This window comes from Geothrix terrae, assembly GCF_022808775.1.
GTDB lineage: Bacteria > Acidobacteriota > Holophagae > Holophagales > Holophagaceae > Geothrix > Geothrix terrae.
This window is the reverse complement of sequence record NZ_JAKZLA010000002.1, coordinates 290,270-310,883: the sequence shown is the minus strand read 5'-3', so window position 1 is coordinate 310,883 and position 20,614 is coordinate 290,270. Positions and strand designations below refer to the sequence as shown.

Sequence of the window (20,614 nt, the reverse complement as noted above, 5' to 3'; positions counted from 1 at the left end):
CCATCCCCCGGCCATTCCCCAGCCATCAACCGGCCATCAACCGGCATCCCCCCAGCGGAGGCATGGGTGGGAGGGCAGGTCGGTGTGGGGTAGGAGAGGAGAGCCGCCTTCGGCGGAGGTCGTCCTGATCTGAGACGGTTCTCAAAGGAGAGCCGGGAGGCTCTCTACTGCGTGATCAGTGAACCGTAGGCCTCAAACCCCTCTCCGTGAACCCCAAACCGTTTGCCAACGGCTTCGTTGGGGTCCTGTGGTCGAAACACCCTGGGGCGGGGCAGGGTGGCCGTTAGGCCAAGGGCAAGAGGCATGGTCATCGAGGCTAACGGAGGGTTCCGGGTCCTTCGGGATCTTCGAGGTGATTCGGCGACGTGATGGCGACCAATGCCTCTGATGCCTGGATGGGGCGATTCCGTTTGAAGACGCGTGTTCCGGTGATCCGGGTGTTCCAGGAGCCGAGAAAACCTGGTGGTGCATGAGGATTCGAAGAACACCCCAGAGGGGGTGAGGGGTGTTCTCTTGATGGGACAGGGTTCCAGCCTGAGCGGACTGAGGGGATGGAACACACACAGAACACCTTCAGGAACACATCCCGGTGTTCCATTCAAACCCAGCAGTGATGCCATTCCCCGGATGGGGAACACCTGGAACATGCAAGTCTCCGCCTGACCGTTACGCGGCATCGATCGACTCGTGCTGGGCCCGTGCGATGGCTCGAATGACGTAGCATCGGGCCTTCCCGTGGCCTGGAATCGAAACCGACTGGGCACTGCGTCCGGCATGGCCTGGATCCAGCAGTCCCTTCGCCGCACAAGCCTTGGCGACGGCTTTGGGATCCGTTCCCCCGCAGGCCTCCTTCCAGCCCTCCGGCGTGAGGTAGTAGTCGAATCCTTCGATGCCTTCGGCCCGTTTGCGGGTACCGGCGCGGTTGATCACCTTCGAATCCGCCTCGCCCCAGAGATCGAACCGTGAGAGGCCATGCCGATCAAGGAAGGCCAGGAGAGATTCGATGCCCCGATGGATCTCGGAGGCCCCTGAGAATCCACGCTTCTCGAACCAGGCCTGGAAGGAAATCCGGACGGCGGAGAACGCCTCGCCTTCCGGCCAAGGCAGGATTCCCATGCGGGTTGCGAGGTCTCCTGCGACGGCCACCAGGGCGAACCTTCCCGCCACCCGCCGAACCTGGGCATCGAAGCCAGGTTGAAGCACACCTTCGAGCCAATGGGCCTCCCGTTGGCGGAGCTGATCCCTGACTGGGAAGTCCTCGCTGAAGGCCTGGCACAGCTCAAGGAGGAACGCTTGAGCGGCGTGTCCGTAATGACTGCGAGCTTCGCGCTTGAGGTGCTCGGCCAAGGCTCCCATGGTGGGGAATGCGTGAGCGCACTCAAACATCCCGTGCTCAGGGCAGGGGATGTCAGGCACGCGCACCTCCTGGCCCGCCTTGGCCCGCTTGCCGTCTTCGGCGAGTTTGTCTTCCAGGCCCTGCTCCCCGGAACTGAGGAAGATGAGGCGCCATTTCTTCATGGGACGGGTGCCCCCATCGCGATTCCCACGGGCTTTGGAAGATCCATTGGCGAGCATGTAGGCCACCTGGCCCGCCTCCTTGGGATCCACCTGCCCGAGTTCGTCCAGCACCAGAAATCCGTCATTTCGGGAGGCCGCGATACCCTCCAAACCGTTGCCGGTGGCCCGCCAGGTCGGCAGGGGATCTGGGCGACCCCAGACGGACGCCGCGACCTCCAGCACCGTGCTTTTGCCTTTGCTGGAGAACCCCTGGAGGTTGAACCCGCCGCCACCATCCGGTCGGATCAGGTCCAGGAGCGGACCCGCAAACGCCGTGCAGATTCCGAAGGCCAAGTGAGGATTGCCCACGGCGTAGCGAGCCACTCCCTCCTGCCAGCCCTCCAAGCTGCCGGAGCACTCGTTTTGAAGGGCAGGGCCCCCATCACAGACGGCGTGGATCCGCTCGGAGGATCCACCGAGGACGAGCCCGCTCGGCATCACGAAGGCCCCCTGATGCCAACCATGGGTGTCGACCAGACGGACGCGTGTGTTGACCTTGCGGAGAGCTTGGAAGAGGTAACGGAGCAAGGCCTTCCGTTTGCCAGGTTCGGGAGAGAGGACCAGCCCACCCTGCCCAAGGCGGCGGGCCAAGTCCGTGCCCTCCCCGTTCAGCCATTCGTTGGGGATGGCCTCCTCGTGCGACATGCCATCGGGATCCTTCCAGGCGAGGAGGAAATGCCATCGGTTCGAGTGAGTGTCCCGAATCAGCCCTGGCATGGTGAACGGCGGTGCGATCCAGACAGGGGCATCGCTGCTTAGGTCTGCACCGGAGGTCTCATCCCCGGCCGATTGTCCGACCTTGTAGAGGCCGCTCGCACGCCATTCGAAGCCAGGAACCTTCGGCCGATTCCCTGCGACGTCGGTGGGTTGTTTCTGAATGGTGGTCGCCGTTTCTTCGGGGTTGTGGCATGTCTGGACCGGAGTGGGATCCAGTGCCTGCGCTCCTAGGGAGGGCAGGGCATTCGATCGGCCGGGTTCGAAGGAAGGTGCTGGTGGGTGAGTTGAATCGGTGGGGTGGTGGGTCTGCATGGTGTCGTCCATCCGTCAGGCGTTGGGTTCAGGCAGGCGCTCCGGGCAGGGCGATGGGCGATCGGCCCCGCCCGGAGACCGCAGCCTAGGCACCCGCCACGAGCGGGCAAGCATGGCCCGTCAGCCAGGCCATGGCATCCGTGACGGTGATGAGGGTGCGACGGCCCACCTTCACGATGCGAAGGCGGCCAGCCTTGATCTCCTCATAGGCCTTGGATCGGCCCAGGCTGAACTGAGCGCAGAACTCGGCCACGCTGAGCGCGACCTTGGTGGGGGAAGACTGCGGGTGGTGCATGGGGTGCTCCAGGTAAGTCCATCGGGACTCTCTAGAGCCTGCCGACATCGAATTTGGTTGGGAAGATATAAATTCAATCAAAACACAAATTATGTGCGACGCGCGCGTCCACAGCAATTTTCGAAATGTGGTATAAGCGCCTCCCGCCGAGCCATGGTCGAGAGAACGCGTACGTTCGATTGGAAGTGATAGCTGACAGCGCGTCGCGCCGAGTTCGAGGTCACCATCGACGTTCCCTGAATGAGAGAGCCTCCGCATGCCCAGGGACACATGGGCATGCGGAGCGGGTCACGAAGGTCAGCCGCGCGAACGAGGATGTTCATCGGTGGATGGAATCCCTCGTCCAGGATCCGTTCGGGAGCCGATCAGGGAAGCGTCTCGCGTCCGTCCCTCTGGGTGGTCATCAAGGCGGATCGTCCACCCGTACCCGGCGTCGTCCGGGAACATCTTTTTCGGATGATTTTCGGATGGCCCTATTTTCAGGTCAGGATTGATCGCTTTTAAACAAGAACACCCTAGATTTCTCTAGGGTGTTTTCTGGTAGGGCTAACGGGATTCGAACCCGTGTTACCGCCGTGAAAGGGCGGTGTCCTGACCCCTAGACGATAGCCCCATGGGGTAGAACTTGGTGGGCCCTGCGGGATTTGAACCCGCGGCCAACGGCTTAAAAGGCCGCTGCTCTACCGCTGAGCTAAGGGCCCTTGCCGGTGGCTTCAGGCCCGCGAGCCCTCGAGCGCGCGGTGCACGCGAGCGTGCGATGCCTGAATGGGCAGGACGACCAGTGTGCCTGCGATGGTGCTTATGGTCAAGCCAGGAGCGGTTCCAGGAAGGTCCCGGGGTAGATGCAGCCTTCCTGGCGATCGGGGCCGGTGCTGAGGTAGGCGATGGGCACCTCGACGCTCTCGACCAGGGCTTCGAGGTAGGCGTGGGCGGCGTCCGGGAGCTGGCCGTGCTGGGTGATGCCGCGGGTGCTGGCCCAGCCCTTGAACAGCTTCACCTCGGGCTTCAGGTCCTTCCAGTCGGCGGCGCAGCTGGGGAGCTTGGTGGTGACGGTGCCCTCGCCGGTGCGGTAGCCCACGATGAGGCCCACCTCGTCCAGGCCGTCCAGCACATCCAGCTTCATGATGGCCAGGCCATCCACGCCGTTGGTGCGGCAGGCGTGGGCGGTGATGGGGGCGTCGAACCAGCCGCAGCGGCGGGGCCGGCCCGTGGTGGTGCCGAACTCCTTGCCCACCTGGCGCAGGCGCTCGCCGGTGGCGTCATGCATCTCGGCGGGGAAGGGGCCGGAGCCGACACGCGTGGTGTAGGCCTTGGCGATGCCCAGGATCTTGTCCAGCGCCTTGGGAGGCAGGCCCGTGCCGGTGAAGAGGCCGCCCAGGCTGCAGTTGCTGGAGGTGACGAAGGGATAGGTGCCGTGGTCGATGTCGAGCAGGGTGGCCTGGGCGCCCTCGAAGAGGATGCGGTCCCCGCGCTCCCAGGCGGCCACCAGGTGGCTCTGGGTGTCGCCGATGTAGGGCAGGAGGGGCTCGGCGGTGCGGAGCAGGCCCTCGACGATGGCCTCCAGGGTGGGCAGGCTGGCCGCCTCGGCGCCCAGGCGCAGGCGGACCTCCTCGTAGCCGGGGCGGATGCGGTCGGCCAGGGTCTCCGGGTGCAGCAGGTCGCCCAGGCGCACGCCCATGCGGCCTGCCTTCATCTCGTAGGCGGGGCCGATGCCCCGGCCCGTGGTGCCGATCTTGTTGGCGCCGCCCTCGCGCCAGAGGTCCAGGGCGATGTGGTGGGGCAGGATGAGGTGGGCCCGGTCGGACAGCATCAGCCGGCCGCCCAGGTCGAAGCCCCGGGCCTTGAGGCGGTCCAGCTCCTGCTGGAAGACGTCGAGGTTGAGGACGACGCCGTTGCCCACCACCAGGAAGCAGCCGGGGTGGAGGGCGCCGCTGGGCACCTGATGCAGTGCGATGCTCTGGCCGTCCACCACCACCGTGTGGCCGGCATTGTTGCCGCCCTGGAAACGCACGACCTGCTGGAACTTGGGGCTGAGGAGGTCCACGACCTTGCCCTTGCCCTCATCCCCCCATTGGAGCCCCAGGATCGCCAGATTGGTCCTAACCAGGCTCATGTCGCCCTCCCAGCCCTCCAGTCTACCGTCGCAACGGGGTTCTGTCCTGGGTGGAGGCGGGGTTCTGTCCCAGGTCAGGGCTCGGTTCTGTCCCAGCGGGGCCGGGACAACCGGGGTGGAAGGCGCTACCCTGGTAGGCCGCCCCGGAACCATCCTGGCTTCGGAGCCATCCAATCCCCCGTAAGGGCGATCCGCACCTAACCCGAAAGGGTGTCCCGTGTTCGAAAAATTCACCGAAAAAGCACGACGCGTGATGTTCTTCGCCCGCTACGAGGCGAGCCAGTTCGGTGCGGAAAGCATCCAGAGCGGCCACCTCCTGCTGGGGCTTCTCCGGGAATCGGAAAAGACCAGCACCCAGCTGCTCGAGCGCATGGGCGTGCACGTGAGCGCCCTGCGGGAGCGCCTGGTGGCGGCCCTGACTCCCCGGGACAAGAAGATCACCCCGAGCAGCACCAGCATCGACATCCCCATGGAGGAGGAGGTCAAGCGCATCCTCCAGCACGCCACGGCGGAGAGCGCCAAGCTCAACCACAAGCACGTGGGGGCCGAGCACCTGCTGCTGGGCATGCTCAAGGAGGAGGGCTGCCTGGCCGGCCGGCTCCTGATCGAGGCGGGGGCGGACCTCATCGCCGCCAAAGAGATCCTGCTGGAGAGCACCAAGGAGGAGAAGATCGCGAAGAAGAAGAAGGAGCACCCGCTCCTCTCCGAGTTCGCGCGCAACCTCTCGGAGATGGCCGAGCGCGGCATCTTCGACAACCTCATCGGCCGCGAGCAGGAGGTCGAGCGCATCATCCAGATCCTCAGCCGGCGCCGGAAGAACAACCCCATCCTGCTGGGCGAGGCGGGCGTGGGCAAGACGGCCATCGTGGAGGGCCTGGCCCAGAAGATCTACGAGGGCCTGGTGCCGCCCAGCCTGGTGGACAAGCGCATCTACGCGCTGGATCTCAGCCTCGTGGTGGCCGGCACCAAGTACCGCGGCCAGTTCGAGGAGCGGCTGAAGTCCATCATCGCCGAGGCCAGCAAGGATCCCAGCGTGGTGCTCTTCATCGACGAGATCCACAGCCTCATCGGCACCGGCGCCGCCGAGGGCAGCCTGGACGCGGCCAACATCCTGAAGCCGGCGCTCAGCCGGGGCGAGATCCAGTGCATCGGCGCCACCACGCACAAGGAATACGCCAAGTACATCGACAAGGACCGCAGCCTGGTGCGGCGCTTCCAGCCCGTGACGGTGAACCCGCCGGACGAGGCCGAGAGCCTGCGCATCATCGAGGGCATCCGCAGCCGCTACGAGCTGTTCCACCGGGTGCGCTACGCCCAGAAGACCATGGAGGCCTCGGTCTACCTGTCGAACCGCTACATCACGGACCGCTTCCTGCCCGACAAGGCCATCGACCTGCTGGACGAGGCCGGCGCCCGGGTGAAGCTGCGCGTGGGGCCCGGCGGCCAGGATTCCGAGGGCCAGTCCCACGAAGAGGAGCTGCACCGGGTCATCAACGAGATGAACGAGGCAGTCCTCAGCCGCGATTTCGAGAAGGCTGTGCTGCTCCGCCAGAAGGAGCTGCAGCTGCGCGAGGAGCTCCAGAAGGACCGGGGCGAGCTGACGGACGAGGACTACGCGCGCTTCCCCGAGGTGACCGAGCAGGACATCGAGGACGTGGTGGCCAGCTGGACCGGCATTCCCGTGAAGGCGCTCAAGGGCGACGAGAAGGCCAACCTGGTGAACATGGAGCCCAAGCTCAACGAGCGCGTCATCGGCCAGCCCGAGGCGGTGAGCGCCGTGGCGCGCGCCGTGCGCCGGGCCCGCACGGGCCTCAAGAACCCCAATCGGCCCATGGGCTCCTTCCTGTTCCTGGGCCCCACGGGCGTGGGCAAGACCGAGCTGGCCAAGACCCTGGCGGCCTTCCTGTTCGGCGATCCCAAGAAGATGATCCGCTTCGACATGTCCGAGTACATGGAGAAGCACGAGGTCTCCAAGCTGCTCGGGGCCCCTCCGGGGTACGTGGGCTACGAGGAGGGCGGCATGCTCACGGACCGCATCCGGCGGAACCCGTACTGCGTCCTGCTCTTCGACGAGATCGAGAAGGCCCATCCCGACCTGATCAACATCCTGCTGCAGATCTTTGACGACGGTCAGGCTTCGGACGCCTTCGGGAACCTGGTGGACTTCAAGAACACCATCATCATCATGACGTCCAATGTGGGCAGCCGGGAGCTGCTGGCGGAGAAGAACCTCGGCTTCGTCGAGCAGGACGCCCGTCCCGACGCCAAGTCCGGCGACGCCATGAAGGTGCTCAAGCGGACCTTCCCGCCCGAGTTCCTCAACCGCATCGACGAGATCGTGGTGTTCAACCGCCTGGGAGACGACGAGCTGCGCAAGATCGTCCGCCTTCTGGTGGAGGACCTCAACGTCACCCTCCAGAAGCACAAGCTCTCCGTGTCCCTCACGGATGCCGCCTGCGACTGGCTGGTGAAGACCACCCTGCGGGATCGCGCCTACGGGGCGAGGCCGCTGCGGCGGGCCATCCAGAAGCAGGTGGAGGATCCCCTCGCCGAGCTGATGGTGGGCCAGGACACGGTGCCCTCGGGACTCGTGAAGTTCGATCTGGTGGGCGAGAAGCTCGTCCCAACCCTGTCTGATTCCGGAGACGTGGCCGCTGGCCAGGAAACCCATCTGGTCGGAGCGCCTGAATGACGCAGCGGAACATGGAATGGAACCGGACTCAGCCCCGGTGGTGGAGCGGCGTGCTTCCCCTGCTGCTGGCTGCGGGGTTCTCGTTCTCCCTGGCGGCCCAGGACATCGAGCCCATCGTCAAGATCGAGGTGATCGGCGCCCAGAAGCAGACGGCCGAGACGGTGATCTTCAAGTCGGGCGTGAAGGTGGGCGACGACCTCCGGAACATCGATTTCAGCGGTGTGATGGGGAAGCTCTGGGCCAGCGGGTCCTTCGATGACGTCAAGCTCGAGGTGGAGGACGCCCCGGGCGGCAAGAAGCTGGTCATCCGGATCAAGGAGCGCCCCCTGATCAAGGAGATCGACTACCGCGGCGGCACCGAGGTGGGTCTCACCAACATCAAGGACAAGATCAAAGAGAAGAAACTCACCATCAATCCGGACACGGTCTACGACCCGGAGGCCGCCCGCAAGATCAAGAACCAGATCGTGGAGCAGGCCGGCGAGAAGGGGTTCCGGAACCCGGTGGTGGACATCACCCTCGAGCCCATGGGCCCGGGCGTGGCCCGCCTGGTCTTCGACATCAAGGAAGGCGGCAAGGCCAAGATCTACCGTGTGGAATTCCGCGGGAACAAAGTGTTCTCCAGCGCCCAGCTGCGGAGCGTCATGAAGAAGACGCGCCGGCACTGGATGTTCAGCTGGCTCACCACGCATGACCTGCTGGTGGACAAGAACATGGAAGAGGACCTGGAGAACCTGAAGAAGGCCTACTGGAGGCTTGGCTACAAGGACGTCTTCGTCGGCAAGCCGGTCATCGAGGTGGAGGACAAGACCACCGAGAAGCAGAAGAAGAAGAACGAGAAGCGCCTCAAGGAGGCGAAGTCACCCAAGTACGACCTCCGCGCCACCCTCACCATCCCCATCCTCGAGGGCGAGCAGTTCTTCGAAGGGACCTTCAAGACCGAGGGCGGCAAGCTCTTCCGCGACACCTACTATCCGATGAAGTACGCGGAGGTGAAGCGGGACAACCACTCCTTCCTCAAGAAGTTTTTCAACATCAGGCCGTCGCTGGAGGCTCCGAAGCCCGGCGCCAAGCCGGTGCCCTTCGACCTGGACGCGGTGAACCAGACCGTGGACAAGCTCAAGGAGGCCTACAGCAACCAGGCCTACATCCTCTTCCGCGCGGAGAAGAAGTTCGACATCCGCGAAGAGAACGGTGTCAAGAAGGTGGATACCGTCCTGAAGCTGGACGAGGGCGAGCAGTACTCGGTCCGGCGCATCGAGTTCGAAGGCAACCTCACGACCAAGGACAAGGTGCTCCGCCGCAGCATGATGCTGAAGGAGGGCGACCTCTTCCGCACGGACTTCTTCAAGGATTCGCTACTGGGCATCAGCCAGCTGAGCTTCTTCGACGTGAAGAACTCCGAGCCCAAGGTGGACCTGGTGCCGGACAAGCCCCAGGTGGACGTGGTGATCCGCGGCGAGGAGGCCGGCGTCAACGAGCTGCTCTTCCAGGGGGGCTACGGGTCCCTGTTCGGCTTCTCCCTGGGCGTGAGCTTCTCCACCCGCAACCTCGGCGGCGGCGGCGAGACCCTGTCCGTGAGCTACAACGGGGGCAAGTTCTCCAAGAACATCTCCGTCGGCTTCACGGAGCCCTTCGTCTTCGACCTGCCGTACTCGTTCTCGACATCCGTGTCGAACGGATCCGCGGACTACGACGCCTCCCGCGTGGGCATCGCCAACGCCTACAAACAGTTCACCCGCAGCCTCGGCGTGTCCGTGGGCGCGCGCCTGAGCAACTGGTTCCCCAACCAGCCCTGGGCCTTCTTCACCACCTACTCCATGGGCTACAGCTTCCGGCTGATCCGCATCGAGGGCGGACGGAATTACTACTTCCGGGACATGGGCAACCAGCTGACGTCCACCTTCAGCCAGAGCCTGACCTTCAGCACGGTGAACCACCAGTTCAAGCCCACCCAGGGCACCCGGGTGTCCTTCGGCCTGGAATACGGCGGCTGGCAGTTCGGGGGCGACAAGCCCTTCCTGCGCGCCACCTGGGATTTCGCCAAGTTCGCCAATGTGGGCGACCGCCACATCTTCGCCGCCAACCTCAGCTACGGCTACCTCCAGAACATGGGCAGCGACGAGCTTCCGCTCTACGACCTCTACCGGCCCGGCGGCGAGAACAGCATCCGCGGGTACCGCTACGGCCAGGTGGGCAGCGTCCTCCTGGACAACTACGGCCAGCCCGTGGTGGTGGGCGGCAACAAGCAGTTCATCGCGAACTTCGAGTACCAGTTCAAGATCGCCGACCAGTTCCGGCTCGTCTTCTTCTACGATGCGGGCAATGCCTGGGGCAGCGGCACGAAGGTCTTCAGCAAGGACCTGGTGACCTACAAGGACCTGAACAGCAACGAATACTCCTACACGAACCCGACCCTGCTGCGCTCGGCGGGCCTGGAGTTCCGGTTCTTCCTGCCCATCAGCCCGGCCCCGCTGCGCCTGATCTGGTCCCGGAAGCTGAACCCGTATCCCTTCGATACGGAAGGCCGGAACGACTTCCAGTTCTCCATCGGCACCACCTTCTGATTCCCGCGAGGGGCCCCGTCCCACGCTACAATGGCTCTTTCGCCCTGGAGATCCCCCATGCGCCTGCTCGCCCCGTCCGTGGCCGCCCTGTGCCTGTCCGCCGCCCTCGCTGCGCCCGCCGCGGCCCAGGAGGCTCCCCGCTTCGCCTTCTTCAGCATCAACCAGCTGGTCCGCATCTCCAAGAAGGCCGGCGCCATCTTCTCTGAGCTGGAGATCACCGGGAAGAACCTCCAGGAGAAGCTCCAGGCCAAGGGCCAGGAGCTGCAGACCCTGCAGCAGCAGCTGAACTCGCCCAGCATCGACCCCGACAAGAAGGAGGCCCTGGCCAAGAAGTACCGGGACCTGGAGTTCGAGGCCAAGAAGATGCAGGAGGACAGCCAGCAGGAGTACCAGCGCGTGGAGAAGAAGGTGGGCGAGGCCATCACCAAGCTGGCCGGCCCCATCGTCGAGCAGCTGGCCAAGGAGCAGAAGCTCCAGATGGTCTTCTCGGACCAGGCCGTGCAGGTCCTCTCCTGGGGCGACAAGGCCTGGATGGAGAGCTTCACGGCCGAGGTGGCCAAGCGCCTGGACGCCAGCGAGACTGCCGCCCCCGCCGCCAAGCCTGCCGCGCCCGCGCCCAAGCCCGCCGCCAAGCCCGCGACCCCCAAGAAGTAGCCTGACCCGCTCCGCCGCGAGATGACCGCCGCCCGACGGCTGCTCCTGCTGCTCACCGGCATCAACCTGGTGAACTACCTGGACCGGTACGTCGTGGCGGCGATCCTCGAGCCCCTCGGCCGGGAGCTGCACCTGTCCGACGCCCAGCTCGGGCGGCTGACCTTCGTCTTCATCGCGGTGTACATGTGCGCCGCGCCCCTCTTCGGCTACCTGGCCGACCGCTTCCACCGTCCCCGCCTCGTGGCCGGGGGCGTCGCGCTCTGGAGCCTGGCCACGGTGGGCGCGGCCTTCGTCCACAGCTACCCGGCCCTGCTGGTGACGCGCTCCCTCGTGGGGGTGGGCGAGGCCGCCTATGCCAGCCTGGGCCCGGCCATGCTGGCGGACGGCTTCCACGAATCGGACCGGGCCCGGACCTTCACCTGGTTCTACCTGGCCATTCCCGTGGGCAGCGCCCTGGGCTATGGCCTGGGCGGCCTGGTGGCGGGCGCTTGGGGCTGGCGGGCCTCCTTCCTGGTGGCGGGCCTGCCGGGCCTGCTCCTCGCCCTCTGGATGGCCTTCCAGATGGACCCCAAACGCGGGGCCATGGATGAAGCCGTGGACCTGGGGGCCGGGGAACCCTACCTGCGGCGCCTGAAGCGCGTCTTCCTGAACCGGATCTGGCTGGCCTGCACCGCCAGCTACGTGGCCTACACCTTCGCCATGGGAGGCCTCAGCACCTGGGGGCCGACCCTGGTCCAGCGCCGGTTTGCCGTGTCCACCGCCCGGGCGGGCCTCGTCTTCGGGGCCCTGGCGGTGGTGACGGGCATCCTGGGGACCTTCCTGGGCGGTTGGCTCACGGACCGCTGGCAGAAGCGCTGGCCCGATGCGGGGGCCGGGATCTCGGGCCTCACCCTGGTGGCCTCGGCGCCGGTGGTGGCCTGGGCCCTGGCCACCGGCAACCTGGGGACGGCCTACGCCCTGTTCTTCGTGGGCATGTTCCTGCTCTTCGTGAACACCAGCCCCGTCAACGCCCTCACGGTCAGCAGCCTGCCTGCCAGCATCCGGGCCACCGGGGTGGCGGTGAACGTGCTCCTCATCCACCTGCTGGGGGACGCCATCAGCCCCGAGCTGGTGGGTCGCCGGGCGGATGCGCTGCACGCCGCCGGGCGGTCCGGCGGCGATGCCCTGGCCGAGGCCCTCACCCTCGTCCTGCCGGCCATCGTCCTCAGCGGGGCGGCCCTGTGGTGGGCGCGGCACCGGCCGGCGAAGGCCTGACATGGCGGCCAGCCGGGTCGCGAGGCTGCTGGGGCGGATCTGGTTCCGGGCCCTCCGCCGGGAGGGCCCGGACCTGCCGCCGGGCCCCTGCCTGATCCTCCTGAACCATCCGAACGGGCTGCTGGATCCCCTGGCGGCGGGAGCCCTCCTGGAGCGCCGGGCGGGCTGGCTGGCCAAGGCCACGCTGTGGAAGCTGGCGCCCCTGCGGCCCTTCCTGGCGGCCTTCCGGGCCATCCCCGTGACCCGGCCCAAGGATGGCGGCGCCACGCCGGAGACCATCCAGCAGTGCTTCCGGAAGGTCCACGAGGTGCTGGCCGAAGGCGGCTCCGTGGCCATGTTTCCGGAGGGCGTGAGCCACTCGGAAGCGGACCTGGCCCCCCTCAAGACCGGCGCCGCCCGCATGGCCCTGTCCAGCCCGGTGCCGGTGGCCCTGGTGCCCGCCGGCCTGGTCTACGGGGACCGCGCCACCTTCCGCCACAGCGTCCTCCTGCGGGTGGGCGAGCCTGTGGCCTGGCGGGATCTCGCGCCGAGGGGCGCGGACCCGGAGGCCGTGGCGGAGTTGACCGCCCGCATCCGGGCCGCCCTCAAGCCCCTCACCCTCCACGATGAGGCGGTGCGGGTGCTGGCCCTGGCCCAGGAGGTGGCCTGGCTCCTGACGGAGGCGCCCGGCAGCCGCGTGGACCTGGAGGTCCTGCGTCGCCGGGTGCGGGCCCTGGTGCCACACCTCGCCACGCTGGCGGAGCCGGACCTGGCCGCCCTGGAGGCTCGGGTCCATGGGGTCCAGGCCTGGCTCCGGGCCAAGGGCGTCCGGCCGGATCAGGTGGGGCACCCCTATCCGGGTGCGGAGGTCCGCCGCTGGCTGCCGGGCGCGGCCCTGCGGCTGGGGCTGGCGGCCCTGCTGCTTCCACCGGCGCTGCTGTTCTGGCCCTCCTATCACCTGGTGGGCTGGGTGGCGGGCCGGTTCACCGACGAGGGCGACCAGGCGGCCACCCTGAAGCTGCTGGCGGGGCTCCTCCTGCATCCGCTCTGGGCCCTGGTCCTGGGGGCCCTGGCCGGTAGCCGCTGGGGTTGGCACGGGGCCCTGGTCCCGCCTGCGGCCCTGCTGGTGGTGCTCCTGGGCCTCCCGGTCCTCGAGCGCGCCGGAGATGACCTCCAGGCCATCCGCGGCTTCCGCCGTCGCCGGGACCCCGCGGTGCCAGAGCTGTTGGAGGCCCGGAAGCAGCTGCTCGCGGCCTTCCCGGAGCTGGAAGGGTAGACGCAAAGAGGCGGGGCCGAAGCCCCGCCTCTTTGTTGGATGCGGCCGGGGATCAGTGGCCGAGGATGGTCACCGAGCTGGGTGCCTGGAAGATCATAGATTCGGGCAGGGGCGTGCCCGGCGCGATGGGCAGGGTGGCGCCCTGCTGGGTGGGATCCACGACCAGGCCCGTGCCCAGCCAGTAGGCGAATTGGCGCTGGCCGAGGGTGATGGCCACCGGATTCGCCGGGTTCAGGAGGAACGCGTGGGCGACCCCCGTCTGGTCGAACTGGAAGTAGCCCTCCTTGGGCGTGGTGCCGAGCACGGAGGCGTCGGCGCTCACCACCTTGGGGGAGGGGCCGGGGTTCAGGGTGAACATGAACGGTGTGCCCACGACGCCGGCTGCATGCGCCGTGGAGGTGCCGCCGACGGTGAAGGCCCCGTTGGCCAGGTAGCCGACCTGGGCGAAGTTCGGCCCGACGGCCGCTGCGGCGGAGGTGCCGAGGACGGCCCGGCCGCCCAGGGCGCTCGCGAAGTAGCGGGTGTAGACGTTGCTGATCACCTGGTCGCCGTCGGTGCTGGTGGTGTTGCCGTAGGCGTCGAAGGTGGACGAGGTCGCCTCCTGGATGGTGAGGCGGCCCGAGAGGCGGCTGGGCAGGCCCGAGGCCAGGGGGGTGGTGAGGGTGGCCGGGTCGACGGGATCCACGATCGCCTGGGTGAGGAGGAAGAAGGCGTTGTAGGTGGGGGATCCCTTGGGGATGCCCGCGGCGGCGAGGCCGGCGTTGACGGCCGGACCGAAGGCCGGGCTGTTGCTGATGAGGTAGGCCAGGCGGCCGCCGGGGCAGTTCAGGAAGCCCTTCATGTCATTGTCGAGGCTGGCCTGCGAGTAGGGGGCGCCGCTGGCGCTCAGGGTGGTGTTGGAGGCCAGGTAGTAGGCGCCCGTGATGGCGCCGAGGCTCACGCCCACGAACTTGATGTTGCTGGGGCTCGTGGTGATGTCAGGGGTCTCGGCGGCGAACCCGGCCGCGGCCAGCGCCGTGCTGAGGCCGCCGGTCTTGGTCACCAGCTCGAGCCGCGTGAGGTTCACGACGGACTGCTGCATGTTGGTGCGGGTGGCGAGGGGGGCGCCCACGGCCATGAAGTCATTGCCCCACTGGGTGCCGGTGGTGTGGCCCGGGAAGGCATTCTGGCCGTGGAGGGGCAGGTCGATGGCGATGAGGGCATAGCCACTGGCCGTGAGGGTCTGGGCCAGGGCGATCACGGTCTCCTTCTGGGAGGTGATGCCGTGTTGGTAGATCACCAGCGGATAGCCGTTCGCAGGCCGGGTGACCAGCGCGGGATCCGGGGCGATGTAGACGAAGTTGATGGTGCGGTCGGTGTGGTAGAAGCCGGTGAGCACATGGCTGCTGTCGCGGAAGGCCTGGGCGACGCCGGCGGCGGGATTGTAGGCGCCGGTGGTGCCCGTCAGGTTCATGGTGGCGGCGTTGGCCGAGGCCAGGACGGGATCCACGTTCAGGTCGCCGCTGGCGAAGGTGCCGAGGGCGACCAGGCCGACCGTGGCGGGGGCCGTGGCGGCGCCGCTGCCCAGGACGGCTTGCCAGTAGTTGTCGGGGCTGGGCGCGCCGCCCTTCACGAACGTGTAGAAGGGACCGCCAGGAAGGGTGTTGGCCGGGATGGTGGCCGCGTTCGACCAGGTCTTGCCGGAGAGGCCGCCCAGGGTCGCGCCGGCGGCGAACTTCCGGAGGGCGGACTCCACGGGCAGCAGCACGGCGCCGGAGGCGGAGGGACTGGTGGTGGTGGCCGAGATGGCGCCTGCCCCGGTGGTGATGAACCGGCCCATCACGGCGATGTCGGACCGCTGGGCGAAGTTGGTGGTGGCCGAGGCGGCGATGAGGTCATCCATCACCTTGGCGTAACCGGAGAAGAGGATGGTGGAGCCGCTGAGGACGTTGGCCCGGATGGGTTCCAGCGCCGCGAAGGAGCCGGTGAGCGGTGTGACGGACTTGAGGGCCTCGAAGTAGGGGGAGGCGGAGATCGGCTTGGCGGCGGTGTCCTTCACGCGATTGGTGACCACGTAGAGGTAGCGGGCCCCAGGCAGCAGCGGGAAGTTCGGGAACAGGAATAGGTCCGTGCCACCGGCCGTGTACTGATAGGTGAACAAGCCCGAGATGTCCGTGAAGCCGAGGGGGTTGTTCTCCGTGCCAGCAGCGTCGGGCGTCAGTTGAAAGACCTTGATGTTGGCAGGGGTGATGGTGCTGGCGTCCACGGCGGCATTGAACTGGATGTAGATCGGGGCGTTCAGGCCGGAGACGGCGTTGGTGCCGCCCATCTCATGGAGGTTCACGTAGGCCAGGGCCTCGGGGGGCGTCATGGGCTTGTTCGGGGCCCGGCCCGTCAGGGGGTCCGCGGCCGTGGCCGTGGCCAGGACGTTCGGGAGCGGCACGTTCGCGTTCGCTGGATCGAACACAGGGGTGGTCGTGCTGGGCATGTAGCTGGTGCCCGTGACGATCGTGGGGGCCTTGGAGTCCCCGCCGCTGCTGCAGGCCAGAAGCGTCAGCAGAGAAGCGCCGAGGAGCGCCTGATTCAAGCGTGAAAGCATCGCGTCACCTCATGGGTGGGGTTGAAGTGGAATCGGTCCTGGATTGGTTTGATGACAATAGGCGGGCCGGCGTGGAATTGCCACATAAAAACCATGGGGCCCCAGATGGGGCCCCATGTTGACTCCGGGTAGGTCAGTCCGTGACGGCGAAGACGACCTTGTCGTTCTTAAAGCGGCTCACCGTGATGAGTTCCACGGTGGCGGTCTGCTTGTCGGGGCTGATGGTGAGCTTGTAGTGCTCATCCTTCAGGTAGGAGCCGGGCACCACGTTCACCTTGCCGATCTTCTTCAGGCCCACTTCGGAAGCCTTGATGGTGATGGTCTTGCCGGAGCGGAGGTCGAGGCTCTGGGTGAAGACCTCGTCGCGCCAGTTCTTGCCGGCCCGGTCCTTGGCGAAGACGGGGATCTCGATGACGCCCTCGGCCTTCAGGGTGTCGCGGTTGCCGATGACGTAGTGCAGCGAGTTGAGCTTGGCCAGCTGGGCGGTGTTGTCGGCCTGCAGCTTGGTGCGCTCCTCGATGAGGTTGGCGCGCTCGGTCTGCAGGGTGTTGATCTCCTCGGTGATCTTCTGCTTCTGGGTCTCGAGGTCCGTGACTTCTTCCTGCAGCTTCTCGTTCTGGGCCACGGCCTCGTCGCGCTCGCCCTCGATCTTCTCGCGCTCCTGGCGCATCAGGTCGTTGGGGGTGATCTTCGCCTTGCCCTGGGAGACCCAGGTGCCGTAGGTGCCGTTGGCGTAGAAGTGGTAGACCTCGAAGCCGGGGGCCAGCTTCTCCATGATGGCCACGCGGCTCACCAGCTTCTTGGCCTCGGCCTCGGGCACGCCCTTCTTCTTGAGGAAGCGCATGGCCATGCCGTAGTGGCTGTCGTTGGGGCGGGCGACGTCAGGCTTGGGCAGGTCGGCCTTCAGCTTGGCGATCTTCGAGTTGAGGTCCTTGATCTCCTTGTCCTTGTCGAGCACTTCCTGGAGGAGGGCCTGGTAGGAGCTGTTCTTCTCGTTCTTGATGCGCTCTTCCAGGGCCTTCTTCTGCTCGTCCGTGAGCTGGAGGGTCTCGGCGTTGGGGCGGATGTCGTTCACGCCGGCCTGGGCCAGCTTCTTCTGCTGCTCCGCGCTGGCCTGGTTGGCCTGCTGGCTGGCCTTGTCGGCCTCGGCGGCCTTCTGGGTCAGTTCCCGGATCTGCGGATCCTCACGCTTGCATGCGGTGGACACCATCAGGATGGACGCGGCCATCAGCGTGAGGGCCAGCGCCGGACGACGGAAGAGAATCATGGGTTCCTCCACTGAGGGGGCTTGGGGGCAATCGCTGCGGGGATGGAAACATCCCACCTTAATCCCACAGGTTAGGGCATGGCAAGGTTTCCCGCGTCATCCGAAAGATGTATGAACCTGAGGTCCCACGATATACTTTCCGTTTCCTCCGAGATCGTCCGGAGGAGTTCCCAGGAGTCAGGCATGGCCGCCCAGGGGCGTCATCTCTTCACATCCGAAAGCGTCACCGAAGGCCATCCCGACAAGATGGCGGACCAGATCTCCGACGCCGTGCTGGACGCGGCCCTCAAGGACGATCCTCGCAGCCGCGTGGCCTGCGAGACCCTCCTCACCACGGGCCTCGTGCTGGTGGCGGGCGAGATCACCACCGAGACCTACATCCCCGTCGCCGCGCTGGTGCGCGACGTGGTGAAGGACATCGGCTACGACCACCACATCAAGGGCTTCGACTACGCGACCTGCGCGGTGATGGTCACCATCGACCAGCAGAGCCCCGACATCGCCATGGGCGTGGACACCGGCGGTGCCGGCGACCAGGGTCTGATGTTCGGCTACGCCTGCCGGGAGACGCCGGAGCTGATGCCCGCGCCCGTGCACTTCGCCCATTCGCTGACCCGGAAGCTGGCCGAGGTCCGCAAGAACGGCGAGCTGCCCTGGCTGCGCCCCGACGGCAAGTCCCAGGTGACGGTGGAATACGACGGAGACCAGGTCCGGCGCATCCACACCGTCGTCATCTCCACCCAGCACGACGAGCACATCACCCAGAACAGCATCCGCGACGCGGTGGTGCAGGATGTCATCAAGGCGGCCCTGCCCCAGGAGCTGCTGGACCCGCAGACCATCTTCCACGTGAACCCCACCGGCCGATTCGTGGTGGGCGGGCCCATGGGTGATACGGGCCTCACGGGCCGCAAGATCATCGTGGATACCTACGGCGGCAGCGGCCACCACGGCGGCGGCGCCTTCTCGGGGAAGGATCCCAGCAAGGTGGACCGCAGTGCCGCCTACATGGGCCGCTACATCGCCAAGAACATCGTGGCCGCCGGCCTGGCGGACCGCTGCGAGATCCAGCTGGCCTACGCCATCGGCGTGGCCGAGCCCGTCTCCATCGCCGTGGACACCTTCGGCACCGGCCAGGTGTCGGACGAGGCCATCGTGCGCGCCGTGCGTGAGGTCTTCAGCTGCACCCCCAAGGCCATGATCGAAGCCCTGGATCTCCGCAAGCCCATCTACCGGGCGACGTCCGCCTACGGCCACTTCGGCCGTCCGGAGTTCAGCTGGGAGAACACAGACAAGATCGAGGCGCTGCGGAAGGCCGCGAAATAGGCTCTCAGCTCTCAGCCATCGGCTCTCGATGGAAATGGATGCGGCCCTCTGGGCCGCGTTTTTTTTGTGGCTGATAGCTGAGAGCCGAGGGCTACTCCGCCCGTTCCACCCGGTTCCTCCCGCCCTGCTTGGCGCGGTAGAGGGCTTCATCAGCCAGCTTCAGCAGCTCCTCCGCGCCAGGCATCTCGGCCTGGCCGCTGCGGGAGGAGACGCCGAGGCTGACGGTCTTCTGGAGGGTGGTGCCGCCCAGGGTGTGAGGCTGGCCGGCGATCTTCAGCCGCAGGCCCTCGGCCACCTGGAGGGCCGCGGCGCAGTCGGTGTAGGGAAGCACCAGGGTGAGCTCCTCCCCCCCGTAGCGCGCGGCCAGGTCCGTGGCCCGGATGGACGCGTTCAGCAGGGCCCCGATGTTGCGCAGCACCAGGTCGCCCATGGCGTGGCCGTAGGTGTCGTTCACGTTCTTGAAGTGGTCGATGTCGATCATCACGACGGAGAGGGGCACCTTGGTGCGCCGGGCTCGCCGCACCTCCTCCTCCAGCCGGGAGTACAGGAGGCGCCGGTTCGCCAGGCCCGTGAGGGCGTCGGTGACGGACAGACCCTCGAGGCGGGCGTTCATCTCGCGGAGCTCGTCCTGGAGGCGCTTGAGCTTGGTGTGGATGCGGACCCTGGCCAGGAGCTCCTTCTCGTGGAAGGGCTTGGTGACGTAGTCGGAGGCGCCCCGGGCGAGGATCTCGGCCTTGCGGTCCAAGTCGTCCTCGGCGGTGAGCATGATCACGGGGATCTGCTCCAGTTCCTTGCGGCTGGCCTTGAGGCCGAGGAATTTCAGGCCGTCGAAGCCCGGCATCACCAGGTCGCAGAGCACCAGGTCCGGCGGCGTCTCCATGATGGTCTTGAAGGCCGTGAGGCCGTCCGCGGCTTCCAGGAAGTGCGTGAATCCCCCGTCGCGCATGAGGACCGCCTTGATCTCGTTCCGGATCATGGCGTTGTCGTCGACGATGAGGACGCGGGCGCTCATCAGACCCTATCGGCCGCGCTCCGGAGCCGCTTGAGCCAGCCGTCCCAGGCCGCGGCCCCGAAGGGAGGGGCGGGGGGCAGGTGGCGCCGCATGGCCCGGGCGGCTCGGACGGGGGAGGCCCACAGGGACTCGGGAAGGCGGCCCGCGGCCTCGGCGCAGGCGGTCCAGCCCTCGGGGCTCTGGCAGACCAGCAGCCACTGGTGGCCGGCTTCCAGCGACAGGCGCACCCGGTCGTCCCAGCTCCAGTCCGCGCAGCCGCCCATCTCCAGGTCGTCCGGCAGGAACCGCCCCTGGATGCCCCAGGGGTTGGAGGCCACGGAACCGCGGTGCAGGCTGGCGGGCAGGGGGGTCGAGGCGGGCGTGCGGAGGTGGGCCACCATCACCAGCCGGTCCGCGTGGGCGAGAGGGAGGAAGGCCGCGGCGTTGCGATCCACCTGGGCAGCCACCTCCAGGCCGGGCAGACCCTTGTGGCTGTCCAGGGTCGTGCCGCCCAGGCCTGGGAAGTGCTTCAGGCAGCCCCGGACTCCGGTGGATTCCAGGCCGTGGAGAAAGGCCCCGGCGGCGGCGGCGACCTCGGAAGGCTCCGCGCTGGCGGCCCGGTCGCCGATGCCCGCGTCCGGGTGGCCATCCCAGAGGTCCACCACGGGCGCGAAGTCCACGTTGAAGCCCAGCAGGCTGAGGCCCTCGCCCCAGAGGCGGCCCCAGGCCTCGCAGGCCGCGGCGCCGCCGCCGGTCCAGATGCGGCGCAGGGGCGGGGTGGTCCCCACCCAGGGACGCAAGCGGCTCACGGGGCCTCCCTCCTGGTCCAGGGCCACGGCCAGCGGCAGGTCCCGTCCGTAGCGGGCCTGGAGGCCATCGATGAGGGTCCGGCAGCGGGCGGGGCCCGACCCGGGGTCCGGGTCCAGGTTCCGCCCGAAGAGGATGATCCCCCCAGGGGCGAACGGGAGGTCCACCTCCGCGGTGTCGAGGCCCCGGAAGCCGGTCCAGAGAAGCTGCTGCGGGCTGGTCATCCCCT

13 protein-coding genes and 2 tRNA genes are annotated in these 20,614 nt (G+C 67.2%); 6 read left to right on the top strand and 9 right to left on the bottom strand.

Features of this window, described 5'->3' with window-relative positions; translation table 11 throughout:
* Nucleotides 1-666 precede the first annotated feature (666 nt).
* The 5 genes from MLE42_RS04505 to MLE42_RS04485 form a co-directional block, all read right to left on the bottom strand.
* The gene (locus tag MLE42_RS04505; protein ID WP_243286689.1) at nt 667-2,586 is read right to left on the bottom strand and encodes a DUF927 domain-containing protein; all 1,920 of its coding nucleotides are present in this window, start codon (nt 2,584-2,586) and stop codon (nt 667-669) included.
* A gap of 85 nt (nt 2,587-2,671) precedes the next feature.
* Nucleotides 2,672-2,881, bottom strand: coding sequence for a helix-turn-helix domain-containing protein (locus MLE42_RS04500; protein WP_243286688.1), 210 nt, complete (start codon nt 2,879-2,881; stop codon nt 2,672-2,674).
* A gap of 538 nt (nt 2,882-3,419) precedes the next feature.
* Nucleotides 3,420-3,494: transfer RNA gene (locus MLE42_RS04495), tRNA-Glu, on the bottom strand.
* A gap of 13 nt (nt 3,495-3,507) precedes the next feature.
* Nucleotides 3,508-3,582, bottom strand: a tRNA-Lys gene (locus MLE42_RS04490).
* 104 nt (nt 3,583-3,686) lie between these two features.
* Entirely contained in the window at nt 3,687-4,994 is a 1,308-nt protein-coding gene (locus MLE42_RS04485) for an adenylosuccinate synthase (RefSeq protein WP_243286687.1), read from the bottom strand.
* A 217-nt stretch (nt 4,995-5,211) separates the two neighbouring features.
* Between MLE42_RS04485 and MLE42_RS04480 the strand changes: the two genes are divergently transcribed.
* Genes MLE42_RS04480 through MLE42_RS16005 form a run of 5 tightly spaced genes read left to right on the top strand, consistent with a single transcriptional unit; the run spans nt 5,212 to nt 13,416 of the window.
* Nucleotides 5,212-7,686: an ATP-dependent Clp protease ATP-binding subunit gene (locus MLE42_RS04480; protein WP_476729708.1), complete on the top strand. Its 2,475-nt coding sequence runs from the start codon at nt 5,212-5,214 to the stop codon at nt 7,684-7,686.
* Nucleotides 7,683-10,253 carry an outer membrane protein assembly factor BamA gene (bamA, locus tag MLE42_RS04475; protein WP_243286685.1) on the top strand — a complete coding sequence of 857 codons (2,571 nt, stop codon included), beginning with the start codon at nt 7,683-7,685 and terminating at the stop codon, nt 10,251-10,253. Before MLE42_RS04480 ends, bamA begins: the two co-directional genes overlap by 4 nt.
* Nucleotides 10,254-10,310: 57 nt before the next feature.
* Nucleotides 10,311-10,907, top strand: a complete 597-nt coding sequence (locus MLE42_RS04470) for an OmpH family outer membrane protein (protein WP_243286684.1) — start codon at nt 10,311-10,313, stop codon at nt 10,905-10,907.
* Nucleotides 10,908-10,928: 21 nt separating this feature from the next.
* On the top strand, nt 10,929-12,161 hold the full coding sequence (locus tag MLE42_RS04465; protein WP_243286683.1) for a spinster family MFS transporter: 1,233 nt from the start codon (nt 10,929-10,931) through the stop codon (nt 12,159-12,161).
* A gap of 1 nt (nt 12,162) precedes the next feature.
* On the top strand, nt 12,163-13,416 hold the full coding sequence (locus MLE42_RS16005) for a 1-acyl-sn-glycerol-3-phosphate acyltransferase (RefSeq protein ID WP_275975704.1): 1,254 nt from the start codon (nt 12,163-12,165) through the stop codon (nt 13,414-13,416).
* 52 nt (nt 13,417-13,468) lie between these two features.
* Here MLE42_RS16005 and MLE42_RS04450 read toward each other — a convergent pair whose 3' ends face one another.
* Both MLE42_RS04450 and MLE42_RS04445 read right to left on the bottom strand, forming a co-directional pair.
* Entirely contained in the window at nt 13,469-15,994 is a 2,526-nt protein-coding gene (locus MLE42_RS04450; RefSeq protein WP_243286682.1) for an Ig-like domain-containing protein, read from the bottom strand.
* 133 nt (nt 15,995-16,127) lie between these two features.
* A complete protein-coding gene (locus MLE42_RS04445; protein ID WP_243286681.1) occupies nt 16,128-17,261 on the bottom strand; it encodes a coiled-coil domain-containing protein in 1,134 nt (377 codons plus the stop codon).
* A gap of 183 nt (nt 17,262-17,444) precedes the next feature.
* On the opposite strand from MLE42_RS04445, the gene metK reads away from it, so the two are divergent.
* On the top strand, nt 17,445-18,587 hold the full coding sequence (gene metK, locus MLE42_RS04440) for a methionine adenosyltransferase (RefSeq protein WP_243286680.1): 1,143 nt from the start codon (nt 17,445-17,447) through the stop codon (nt 18,585-18,587).
* 91 nt (nt 18,588-18,678) lie between these two features.
* On the opposite strand, the gene MLE42_RS04435 is transcribed toward metK, so the two are convergent.
* Both MLE42_RS04435 and MLE42_RS04430 read right to left on the bottom strand, forming a co-directional pair.
* Nucleotides 18,679-19,599 (bottom strand): diguanylate cyclase, encoded by a 921-nt coding sequence (locus tag MLE42_RS04435; RefSeq protein WP_243286679.1) that lies wholly within the window; start codon nt 19,597-19,599, stop codon nt 18,679-18,681.
* Nucleotides 19,599-20,609 (bottom strand): glycoside hydrolase family 3 N-terminal domain-containing protein, encoded by a 1,011-nt coding sequence (locus MLE42_RS04430; protein ID WP_243286678.1) that lies wholly within the window; start codon nt 20,607-20,609, stop codon nt 19,599-19,601. Before MLE42_RS04430 ends, MLE42_RS04435 begins: the two co-directional genes overlap by 1 nt.
* Between the last annotated feature and the right edge of the window lie 5 nt (nt 20,610-20,614).